Source organism: Candidatus Arthromitus sp. SFB-mouse-Japan, from assembly GCF_000270205.1.
Lineage (GTDB): Bacteria > Bacillota > Clostridia > Clostridiales > Clostridiaceae > Dwaynesavagella.
Map to the genome: position 1 here is coordinate 1,266,389 of NC_015913.1, position 11,814 is coordinate 1,278,202.

At 29.1% G+C, this 11,814-nt stretch carries 11 protein-coding genes; 2 read left to right on the forward strand and 9 right to left on the reverse strand.

What is annotated here, in order from left to right:
- Positions 1-13: 13 nt before the first annotated feature.
- The 6 genes from SFBM_RS06065 to ppaX form a co-directional block, all read right to left on the reverse strand.
- Complete coding sequence (locus tag SFBM_RS06065) at positions 14-1,252, reverse strand: DNA cytosine methyltransferase (protein ID WP_014018035.1); 1,239 nt, start codon at positions 1,250-1,252, stop codon at positions 14-16.
- A complete protein-coding gene (locus SFBM_RS06070) occupies positions 1,230-2,357 on the reverse strand; it encodes a DNA cytosine methyltransferase (RefSeq protein ID WP_014018036.1) in 1,128 nt (375 codons plus the stop codon). The genes SFBM_RS06065 and SFBM_RS06070 overlap by 23 nt, the downstream gene beginning before the upstream one ends.
- Positions 2,350-2,571, reverse strand: coding sequence for a helix-turn-helix domain-containing protein (locus SFBM_RS06075; protein WP_014018037.1), 222 nt, complete (start codon positions 2,569-2,571; stop codon positions 2,350-2,352). Before SFBM_RS06075 ends, SFBM_RS06070 begins: the two co-directional genes overlap by 8 nt.
- 398 nt (positions 2,572-2,969) lie before the next feature.
- Positions 2,970-4,310 (reverse strand): 23S rRNA (uracil(1939)-C(5))-methyltransferase RlmD, encoded by a 1,341-nt coding sequence (gene rlmD / locus SFBM_RS06080; RefSeq protein ID WP_014018038.1) that lies wholly within the window; start codon positions 4,308-4,310, stop codon positions 2,970-2,972.
- Positions 4,311-4,358: 48 nt separating this feature from the next.
- Complete coding sequence (locus SFBM_RS06085) at positions 4,359-5,510, reverse strand: iron-containing alcohol dehydrogenase (RefSeq protein WP_005805523.1); 1,152 nt, start codon at positions 5,508-5,510, stop codon at positions 4,359-4,361.
- 86 nt (positions 5,511-5,596) lie between these two features.
- A complete protein-coding gene (gene ppaX, locus SFBM_RS06090; RefSeq protein WP_007441912.1) occupies positions 5,597-6,220 on the reverse strand; it encodes a pyrophosphatase PpaX in 624 nt (207 codons plus the stop codon).
- Between the two features lie 263 nt (positions 6,221-6,483).
- Here ppaX and SFBM_RS06095 point away from each other — a divergent pair, with 263 nt between their 5' ends.
- Both SFBM_RS06095 and SFBM_RS06100 read left to right on the forward strand, forming a co-directional pair.
- On the forward strand, positions 6,484-8,142 hold the full coding sequence (locus tag SFBM_RS06095; RefSeq protein WP_242821343.1) for a methyl-accepting chemotaxis protein: 1,659 nt from the start codon (positions 6,484-6,486) through the stop codon (positions 8,140-8,142).
- Positions 8,143-8,165: 23 nt separating this feature from the next.
- Positions 8,166-9,950, forward strand: a complete 1,785-nt coding sequence (locus tag SFBM_RS06100; RefSeq protein WP_005805518.1) for a methyl-accepting chemotaxis protein — start codon at positions 8,166-8,168, stop codon at positions 9,948-9,950.
- 24 nt (positions 9,951-9,974) lie between these two features.
- Here the strand turns inward: SFBM_RS06100 and SFBM_RS06105 are convergent, their stop codons facing one another.
- The 3 genes from SFBM_RS06105 to SFBM_RS06115 are packed head-to-tail and all read right to left on the reverse strand — an operon-like array spanning position 9,975 to position 11,811.
- Entirely contained in the window at positions 9,975-11,114 is a 1,140-nt protein-coding gene (locus SFBM_RS06105; RefSeq protein WP_005805516.1) for a sodium ion-translocating decarboxylase subunit beta, read from the reverse strand.
- 13 nt (positions 11,115-11,127) lie between these two features.
- Positions 11,128-11,487, reverse strand: coding sequence for a biotin/lipoyl-containing protein (locus SFBM_RS06110; RefSeq protein ID WP_005805514.1), 360 nt, complete (start codon positions 11,485-11,487; stop codon positions 11,128-11,130).
- Between the two features lie 12 nt (positions 11,488-11,499).
- Positions 11,500-11,811 carry an OadG family protein gene (locus SFBM_RS06115; protein ID WP_005805512.1) on the reverse strand — a complete coding sequence of 104 codons (312 nt, stop codon included), beginning with the start codon at positions 11,809-11,811 and terminating at the stop codon, positions 11,500-11,502.
- Positions 11,812-11,814 lie beyond the last annotated feature (3 nt).

Genomic DNA, 11,814 nt, shown 5'->3' on the forward strand with positions numbered 1-11,814 from the left:
GAGTTTGTCATAATCATGACTCACTCTTTTTTTCTTGCTTTGCAACATCTGATATTAAGATTGGAATAAGTCTCCCTAACTTTTCTGCAAATAGCGGAGGAACTGCATTTCCTATCATTTCAAAATTTGCCATTTGTGATTCATTGAATTCAAAATCATCATCGAAAGTTTGTAATCTTGCAGCTTCTCTCACAGTAATTGAACGTTTTTGATTGGGGTCAGGGTGTATATGTCGCAATCCATCCTTTTTTAAATGTGCCGGGATAGTATTGCTCGGCTCATCCCACCGTAACACATGATATTTGTGTACGTTTGTTCTGTTTCCAGTTTGCTCATAATATAGTTCTATTAGTTTTTCGGATGAATCATATTTAAATTCACCTTTCTCAATGTCTTTTGCCAGTCTATAAAAAATTTCTTGATCGCGCTTGCTATGGAATCGAGCTGAATGACCATTTATACCATTAGAGTTGTCATATGCATTAAGTTTCATTGGTTCATCTAATGGATAAATCTGAGGTAAATCAGAAATTGCATCCCTTACAGTGGATACGACTTTTACTTTCTCTGAAATTAATGTATGCCCATAAAAATTTCTAAGTAACTCTTGATAGTTGACGTTTTTAACATCACGTCTTATACCAATTATTATAACTCGCTTTCTTTTTTGAGGAATTCCGTATTCTGTTAAGTCCAATAATGCGTATTTTCTTAAATCGTTTATTATTTCATATCCCAATTTATCAAAAGCATCACGAATTAAGTCAACTATTCTCTCACCTGTTGGAATGGCTGATAATATCCCCTCGACATTTTCAAAAACAATAATTTTGGGTCGAAAATGATTAACCACTCGAATATAAGCCTCAAAAAGAAAATTACGATAATCGTCTTTCATGCCATTTTCGTCACGAATTCTTCCTGCTACAGAGTATGCCTGACACGGTGGTCCACCGGAAATGACATCAACTTTTTCCCCTCCTACTAAGCTAACTAATCCTGGCCCATCTCCAAAATCTTTATCACCTTTCCAACCGTACAATAACTCATCAGTTCGTTGTATATCAAAGTTAAGAACCTTATATTTCGCATCTTCAATATGATATTTAGTTTCTAGTCTTCTTACTAAAGTACGTACTTGAGGTTTCATCCATTCAACAGCAGCAATAAGGTTGTAAGAATTTGTTTTTTCAAAACCATCTAGAAGCCCACCTACTCCGGCAAATAACTCAATATTGTTTAACTTCTTCATTTGCTACCTCCTTAGAAACTTTTTTTATTGAATCTAAGTGTTCCTTCATCTTCAATCCTACAGCTTGAGCCAAAAGTGGTGGAACTGCATTGCCAACTTGCTTATTTTGTTGTGTTTTCGTTCCTAAAAACTTAAACCTATCTGGAAATGACTGTAGTCTAGCATTTTCCCTTACAGTGGGCACTCGATTCCACTTATAATGGAAATGATTTCGATGTCCAGTGTCAATGGTTTTAGATGGTCTTTTACTATGATATCTTGTCCACGCTTCATTAAATTTTCTTGATTCTCCAACTCCAGGTGGTAAATCCTTATGGTTTCCACCCTCAGGAACTTGACTAATAACCCATTTAACTTCTTTAGTATGGTTCGTTCCAACATGATTAAAAATAACGTCAGAATCAATTCTCATTAGCTTTTGGTAATCGCTTTGAGGCTCATTTATATAATCCATAATCTCACTACCTAATTCATCAACCAATGAGGGTAAATCGGAAATTGCATCAGCAGTCCCAATATAATGTTCAGCATCGAGTAAAGGTTCTGGAAACTTAAAGTAGTCATATCCTAGATTTTTACGGTATCCAACAAAAAACATTCTTTTACGAAATTGTGGAACTCCATAGTCGGCAGCTAATAACGGTGAGTCAGTAACTGTTACTGCATAACCCATGTCCTCGAAAGTATTAATGATTTGTTGCTTTACAGCCCCTTTATATAAAGTTGCCATCCCTGGCACATTTTCAATCATAAATGCCTTAGGTCTAAAATGCTGCACGGCATGAACTACCGCAACATATAGTTTATTTCTTGAATCATTAATATCTCTACTACCTGTGAGGCTAAATCCTTGACAAGGAGGCCCTGCGATAATAACATCCACTTCGTTATTACTTATTGCTTTTTCAATATTTCTTATTGCGACTTCCTCATTAAACAAGTCTTCTTTCAGCGCTTTAGCACCCTTTATGTTATGAGCATATGTTTGTAATGCGGCATCATCAAAGTCAATACCCGCTAACAACTTATATCCTGCTTGCACAAATCCTTGGCTAAGTCCTCCTGCACCCGAAAACAAATCAATAACTGTATATTTTTCATTCATCTAATGACACCTTATCCTCTATAAATTCAACAACATCTCCAATGTCGCAATCCAATGCACGACAAATACGCTCTAAGGCTTCAAGAGAAACCCCTTTATTCTTGCTAAGTCTTGCCAAAGTAGAAGATGTAATACCAGAGCAATCACGTAGTTGAGTTTTATTTAATTTTTTATCAATGGATAACTTCCACAACTTATCATATGATATAGCCATACAATTTCTCCTTCCACATTTGTAGAACAATATAGCGTATTTCTAGAAAAAAATTCTTCATATCTAGAATAGATTGTACCATACATCGTTTGATTTGTAAACGAAAGTTTTTGAATTAATTTCAGTAAGTTCAGTAACATGAATAGCAATAAGCATTATTTTTCTTGGGCGCAAAAACAATGACTTACTATTAAAATTATTAGCAAGCTTGTCAACTCACCATTATTTTGCCAACCATCTTATCAACTCACCAAATCAATAACAGTATTGTCTTATGACTTTTTAAATTCACCAATCTTGGATAACTTCCCTCATAGTAAAAATCCGCGATTATCCTTCCGACTTAGAACCAGACCTCAAATCACGGAAAGCCTTTATTTACTTATCTTATTACACCCTTACTTATCCACCCTTGACATCAATACTACTGCCTCAACGTGATAAGTATTAGGAAACATATCCACACCTTGAATATTTTTAACCTTATATCCATTATTTATAAACTCTTTTAAATCTTCACATAAAGTTTGAGGATTACATGAAACATAAACTATGTTTTGGACACCGAATTTACAAATATTTTTCACACTTTTTAACCCAATTCCAGCTCTAGGTGGATCAACAACAATAAATGAAATTTTATCTTTTATATCTTTAACAACCTGCGAAACATCTCCACATATAAACTCACAATTTAAATTGTTTAACTTTGCATTTTCCTTTGCCATTTTTACAGCATCTTCAACAATTTCTATCCCTATAACTCTATTATTTTTACTTAAAACTTGTCCAATAGTTCCGACTCCAGAATATAAATCAAGAATAGTACCTTCAGGATTTCCTACTCTATTTTTCACTTCATTGTATAAAATCTTAACGCCTTCTGTATTTGTTTGAAAAAACGAAAAAATACTCACTTTAAATTTAAGACCAAATATTTCCTCATATATAAAGTCATTACCATAAATTATTTCTATTTTACTTGGTTTTATTGCGTCACTTAATGAATCAGATACAATATGTACAATTCCTCCAATAGATTTTTGTAATTTTAAGCTTAATATCCTCTCCTTAAAATCTCCAAAATCCATATGATTTTGACTTGAAGTAATAATAGCCAGAAGTACTTCCTCTTTTCCTTCTCTTAAAATAAGATTCCTTAAATATCCCGTATGAGTTTTAAGCTTATATACCTCTGCTCTAATTTCTCTAAAATAATCAATCGTTGAGTTCATTATTTTTCTGAAATCTTCACTTATTAATTTACAATTATATGTTGGAACAATTCCAAACGGATTTCCTTTTTTATGAAGACCAAGTTCAAGCGGACCACACTTAAATTCATCTCCAAAAGAAAATTCCATTTTATTTCTATACTCAAATTCTTTCGGAGATTTTAATATACCAAGAAACTCCTCATACGGAATTTCTTTTAAAATATCTTTTAAAGCTTTTTCCTTGAATCTTATTTGATCCTCATAAGAAACATTTAAATATGTACAACCCCCACAATCTCCAAATTTATCGCAAGAAGAGGCTATCTCTATTTCAGAGTTACACAGAACTTCAATAAGCTTACAAATCTTTCTACCTCCTTTTGATTTAATAAACCTCACCTTCAATTTCTCATAAGGTATAGCTCCCTTAACAAAATATCTTTCTCCATCAATCTCTCCATATCCTTCCCCTTTAAAATTAAATCCAATTATATCCAGTTCAAATATTTCTCCCTTTTTCAACTCTTATACCTCACAATAAAAAAATGATATAGAAAAACTATATCATTTTTAATTAAAATTTACACCATTTAAATAGTATTCAAATAACTCTTCATTCATCTTTCCATTAAAATTTAAGGATACATATTTATCAATTATCTTATTTGGATAAAGAAAATTAAGTGCAAGATTCTTAACCTTATCAAACATATCTAAATCTAATTTATATTCATTGAGATTATTCATTGCACCATATTGATTTTTATACTTGAGAAATAGTTTTAAATCTATATTAATGTAAGAATACAAATGCATAATAGAATATCTCTTTCTTATTTCATTTATAAAAAATTCAATACCCAAAGCATCTATACTATGTCTTGGAATTGAAAACACACTCTCAATTAAATTTCCATATAAATATAATATACCATACCCAAATCTATCTACAAGTTTTGATGACTCCGCACTACACCTTAATACAGTTTCACGAAATAATAAACTTCCACCAAACCTATCCCCATTTTCTAAAATCATTTCTGCATCTTTTAAAACATTGCTAGCAAACTCTTTATTTTCTTTATCAACATTGTCACTTAAAATAGTATCGATTAAATTTACAATAACTGAAAACATATAGTACATTGTGTAATCTAAAGATGAACTCTTTGCAATATTTGCATCCAAAACTATTTTATCTATCTTACACATTGGATCTCCAAATATTGTAACTTGAGAAGAATCACTATCTATTAATTTAAAATATCTATGACACTCACTTCCTCCACCTGTTGTTGGAACAAAAATAGTTTCTCTTAACTTTCCATATCTCAAAAACATTTTATTTTCTTCAAGTTTATGCAGACTATCTATATTTTTATTGTTATAAAAAACTGTGATTCCCTTTATAAGATCTGCTAAAAAATCCTCACCAATGCCAATTATAGTATCGATATCATATTTCTCCATAAACTCAATAATATTAAATATTCCCTTTATAGATTGATTCGATTGATTCCCACCTTCAACCTTAAAATTATGTATCCTCGCATTGGACGATTTAAGCTTAATTATTAAGTCATTCAATACAGAATCTCTTTCATCAAAATCATATGTCATAATCATAACAATTCTATCTGACATATCTATACTCTCTAAAAAATTTTTATAGCTATTAAATATTTCTTGATTTTTTATAGGCTTATCTAAAACTAAATTCATAAACTCACTCCTATCTTAATTTAATATTCTCAAATAGGGCAAGTTTTATAATAAAAATGCTATCTTAAAATTTTAAGATAGCATTTTTATATAATGTCCAAAATTTCCATTAAACCCTCTATGTAATAATCCGCATCCATCTTTAGGATTTCATCCTTCATGAAACTATATAAAACACCACAAGTCTTACTACCAGCATCACGTCCACTTATAATATCATAAATTGAATCTCCAACCATAAGTGCTTCATTAGGAGATATAGATAAAAGATCACATGCACTTAAAACCGGCTCCTTGTGAGGTTTATGATTTTGAACATCATCACTTGTAACTATTACATCAAAATAATCTTTAATTCCTAAAAGTTCTAGAGCCCTTATAGCAGTACTTTTATTCTTAGAAGTTACAATAGCAACTTTATATCCTTTTTTATTTAATGCATTAAGCACCTCTTTTGTGTTGTCATATAGAGAAATTCTTTCATCATGATACTTAAGATTAAATTCTCTATACACATCAATAGCTTCATCAACATCATCAAAGAATTTACCCATAGTTACAAACAGAGGCTCTCCAAACCATGAAATAATTTCATCTCTATTAGGATATTCATTTTTCAAAATCTCAAAAGTATGTTCAAATGACTCTATTATTAACTCATTTGTATTAATTAATGTTCCATCTAAATCAAATAAAACTGCTTTTATCATAAAAATCCCCCTTACGATTCTAATATAACTAAATTTTAACATTTTATATTTATAAAAGACAACAAAAGTTTAAATTTTTTAATACTAACCATCTTTTCTGTGCATAATAACAGAAAAGATTTTTTAATGTTATTTGTTAATTTCATCACTTTTTAAAAAACAAAAACCAATATAAGGAGGTTATTACTATAAAAAAGATATTTTTAAATAGTTTAAAAGGAAAATCATTAATTAGAAAAATGCTCCTCCAAAATTTTGGAATAATGTTGATCGTAATTATATGTTCAATATTCATATACTTCAGAATCATTATAGGAACATCAGATAAAATATTTATAAATTATTACAAAAATATCCTCCAGTCACTTAGCTATGATTTGGATTCAAATACATACAAAAATTTTATAGAAAATCCTATTAAAACATCAGAAAGCTACAAAGGGCTCTTTCAATATTTAAACACCTACTCAACCAATTTAAACATAAAAAATATTTATATATCAAAAATAGATGAAAAAACAGGTAAAGAGCTTCTTCTTATACATGGATCAGATGAATCTTTACCAATTGGTGACCCCATAATTACAAAATTAGGAACTAAATCTTTTAGATTAAAAAGAGTCGTATGTGAAAAGGTTATACATAATAATCAAAATACCTATAGTTTCTACTCACCTATATTAGATAGCACAGGGAAATCTATAGGACTGCTTGCTTTTAAAATACCCACACATACCTTAAGTTACCGTAACGGATTTAAAATTTTAAGTAATATCTTTTTTATAATTTTATGTAGTGTGTTTTTCATAGCTCTCTACATTTATATATCAACTGTAGCACTTTGGAATATATTAAAACCTATTTATATTATCAAAAATCAGGTAGTGGCCTTATCAAATAAAATTCTATCAATAAACAAAAATATCTCATTCTCAGGATATGAATTTAACTGCATACAACAATTACTTGTCAAAAGTATTGACATTATCAAAAAATTCATACTGAATCTCATAATTTATCTTGAATATATAAAATTTTCTATTGCCAAGACAAAAGTAAATTCTATTGAAATTATACACAAAATCAAATCAACAAACTCAACTATAACAAATGTTTCTAAATCAACTGAAGACGTAAATTTAAAAGTCCATATTTTAAAAGATGAAATTAAAAATTTTGCTGATAACATTCTTGAAATTAGAAATGAAATTAAAGAAACCCTAGACTCAAACATATTAGCAACAAACATATGCCAAAATAATAATAACCTACTTAATATATTCCTTATGGAAATTTCAACCCTCATTAAAAAATTTAAAATAGAACAAATTGAGTGTAAGAAACTAAAATTCTTATCAGATAAAATAAACAAAATACTATCTGATATCTTAAACATAACTAATGAAACAAAATTACTCTCTTTAAATGCATCAATTGTTGCAATCTCTGCAGGAGAGCATGGTAAAAGTTTTGGTGTAATCGCGAAAGAAATCGGAGAACTATCCCAAAATATCATAAAATCAACTAGTTATATACAACAAACACTAGTAAAGATTAGTGATACTATAAATTCACTAAATAAAGAATCAATAGAAATTTTTGAAACATTCAAAGTTCATTCTGAAAATTCAAAAATTTTTATATCAAATTTATCTGAAATGTACACATCAGTAAAAGATATCACTAACTTCTTAAAAAACATTTCTTTCTTTACAGATAAAATTAGCAACAAAAACAACACACTCATTGACAGTATAACAAGCTTAAGTTCAAGCTCATCATATAATCTAAATTCTATAAAACAAATAGAAAATTTAATTACAAAAATAAATGATAATGCACTAACTTTTAAAAATAGCTTTGAATCTTTAAATAATACTATAAGTCAAATAAAATCTGATCTCAATGAATTTAAATTATAATTTTAAAAATTGGAGTAAAACTCATGAAGCAATCAATATCAAAAAACAATTTTTCATTTAAAAACCCAATACTAAAACTTAATTCTATAAAAATCAAAATCTTACTTGTAAATTTATTATCAGCTCTTGCATTGTTTCTGTTTTTTACAAATTCTTCTCTATATCTTGTAAAAGCATCATCAAATAAATCTATGGAAACATTTGGAGAAACACTGTTAAGAAATTACATTGAATCATTTAACATAAATTACTATATTGAATTTCTAAAAAACCCTGTTACAACAAATCCTAATTATGATAAATGTCTACAATCAATAACTAACTTTAAAAATATGGTGGGTGCTCTCTTTGTTCATATAGTCGCGTTAGACAATTCAAATAGAGAAATCATACTTATTGACTCAAGCGAAGGAGAGCTTTATTTGCCTCCTGGATATGTTCTTAGAGATAAACCATATGAAATTGTTTATAACACCTACAAACGCGGAAAATTTATTCGTGCTCAATATACAAATAACTCTTGGGGAGAATATTTATCATTTTATTATCCACTAAAAAATGATACTGGTAAAACTATTGGAGTTATAGGAATGGATTTAGATATCAACTCCTTAAATTCAATTCAAATGACAACTAAAAATGAAATTATATCTTTTATATCTAGATTTTTAATATTGTTATACTCATTGGCATTATTTATATTATTGATTTTTATCATAAAACTATCAATCCCTATAAGAAATATTGAAATATTCTTAGATAAAATATCTCAAGGTAATCTATCTGAAAATTTCAATTACTCAAGTAAATCAGATGAATTTTCATCAATACAAAATATTTTTATAAACATGATTGAAAATACTAAAAATATACTAAAATCCATAATATCAACATCTAAACAAATTGATTCAACCTTTATAAATGTTGAAACAAAAAAAACGGATATTATATCCAAAATTTCAAATATCAATGACCTAACTTATACGATTTCTAAATCAAATGAAAAGATACTTTTAAATACAAACAATGTTAAAAATGAAATTTTCTCTTTCAACTTATTAATAACTAAAATGACAAAGGAGATATTTGATACAAAAGAAATCAGCAAAAATACACAAAATATTTGTATAAACAATACCGAAAAAATTAAATCGTTTATACTAGAGATCGAACCTCTTATTGGTAAGTTTGAGAGCTTTAGATCAAAAACTACAATTTTAAATGAACTTTCAAGTGAAATAAAACAAATACTAAAAGAAATTCATGATATTGCAAACCAAACTAAACTCCTCTCACTAAACGCATCAATTGTTGCTGCATCAGCAGGAGAGCATGGAGATGGATTTGCTGTAGTATCTCAAGAAATTGGAGAACTATCTTATAAAAGCAGTCAGTCAGTATCAACCATACAAGACACTTTAGCTACTATAATTAAAACAATATCATTTATAAACACAGATACAATAGCAACATCATCAATACTTAAAGAGCAGGCTCTAAAATCTTCAATATTCTCTAAGAATCTTTCATCAATAAATGAGATTATCGGAAAAATGTCATCATCATTTGAAAGTATCTCTGAAAGATCTAGCGAATTATCAAAGAAAAATGATCTAATGCTATCATCGATAAAATATATAACTGATGAATCAAAATCCAATAACTATTCATTAAAATCAATATCAAAGTCAACTAAACAACTTTCTGATACATCAGAATACTTCAAAATAGAACTTAAAAAGATCAATAGATATATAAAAAATATCAAAAACTCATACAAAGTATTTAAAATCAAAAAAGAAGAGTAGTCCAAATACTACTCTTCTTTTTATTTAACCAAATATAGATAGCAATACTCCAGCTGCCACAGCTGAACCTATAACACCAGCAACATTGGGACCCATTGCATGCATAAGTAAAAAATTTGATGGATCTTCTTCCAATCCCATTTTATGAACAACTCTTGCTGCCATTGGAACAGCACTAACTCCAGCAGCTCCAATCATAGGATTAACCTTACCTTTAGTTATAACACACATTATTTTACCAAATATAACACCAAAAGCCGTACCAAATATAAACGCTATAAGTCCCAAAACTATTATCTTAATAGTACTAAATTGCAAAAAACTTTGAGCTGTTGCAGTAGCTCCAACAGTTATTCCTATAAAAACTGTAACTATATACAACAAAGCATTCTTAACATTCTCAACCAATTGAGGAACAACTCCACTTTCTTTTATTAGATTACCAAACATAAGCATACCGATCAATGTTATAGAACTCGGTATAATTAATACCGTTAATGCCGTTACAACAATAGGAAATAATATTTTTTCTGTCTTTGAAACTTCTCTTAATTGAACCATTTTTATACTACGTTCTTTTTTAGTTGTAAATAATTTTATTATAGGCGGTTGAATAACAGGTATAAGTGCCATATAAGAGTACGCTGCAATTGCAATTGATCCTAATTGATGTGATGCAAGCTTGCTTGTCAAATATATTGCAGTTGGACCATCAGCTCCACCAATAATTCCAATAGATGCTGCCTCACTTCCATTAAAACCTAAATAAACAGCAATCAAAAACGCAACAAAAATTCCTATTTGTGCTGCTGCTCCTAATAAAAAATTCTTTGGACTCGCTATTAGTGGCCCAAAATCAATAGATGCTCCAATAGCCATAAATATAAGAGGGGGAAATACTCCTAACTTAACACCTTGATATAAACTATATAAAAGTCCTCCTTCATCCATAAGACCCTCCCCAAAAGGAACTGGAAAATTAACCAAAAACATCCCAAAAGCAATAGGTAAAAGAAGGTATGGTTCGTACTTTTTAAATATAGCAAGATACATGAACACCAACGAAATCAATATCATTATCAAATTCTTAGGATTATCTATTAAAAATCTAATTCCTGAAACACTATAAAGATCATATATCATATCTAAAAAATTAATATCCAAACCTACATCTCTCCTAACTTATAACTAGCAACACATCTTCATTATTTACACTTTTACCTTCAGATACAAATATATCACTAACCATACCCGAAACTGGAGCAAGTATTTCATTTTCCATCTTCATAGCTTCAAGAACAAGCAATGTATCTCCCTTTAAAACCCTATCGCCTTTAGATACTTTTATTGACAAAATACTTCCTTGCATAGGTGCCTTAACATTTTCACCATTGCCTTCAGATTTATCCCTTTCTATAACATTCGGAACATGGCTTTCTTTATTTGGTGTTTCTGTCAAATTTCCATCTTTATTCTCAACCAATTCAACCTCTACCTCATAAACCTTACCATTAACTTTTATTCTATAAACCTTCATGAAGCTTTCCCCCTATAACCTTTTAATGCTCTTAATTCTTACACTCTTATTATCATTTTCTTCAACCGAATCAATGGATGCAACAAATGCTGCAATCAACATATCTTCATCATCTATATCTTCAAATTTAATTTTATGGTTATCTTCTAAATGTTTTTTTACCTCTCTCACATATTCTTCTTTTTTATGATCAATTATCTTACTTTTACTATACAAAAAAATCTTAATTAAATTTATTCCCAATGAAATAACCATCAAAATAATAAAAACTATTAATATACAAAATATCGAAAGTATTACTGCATCCTTAATACCAATCTCCATATA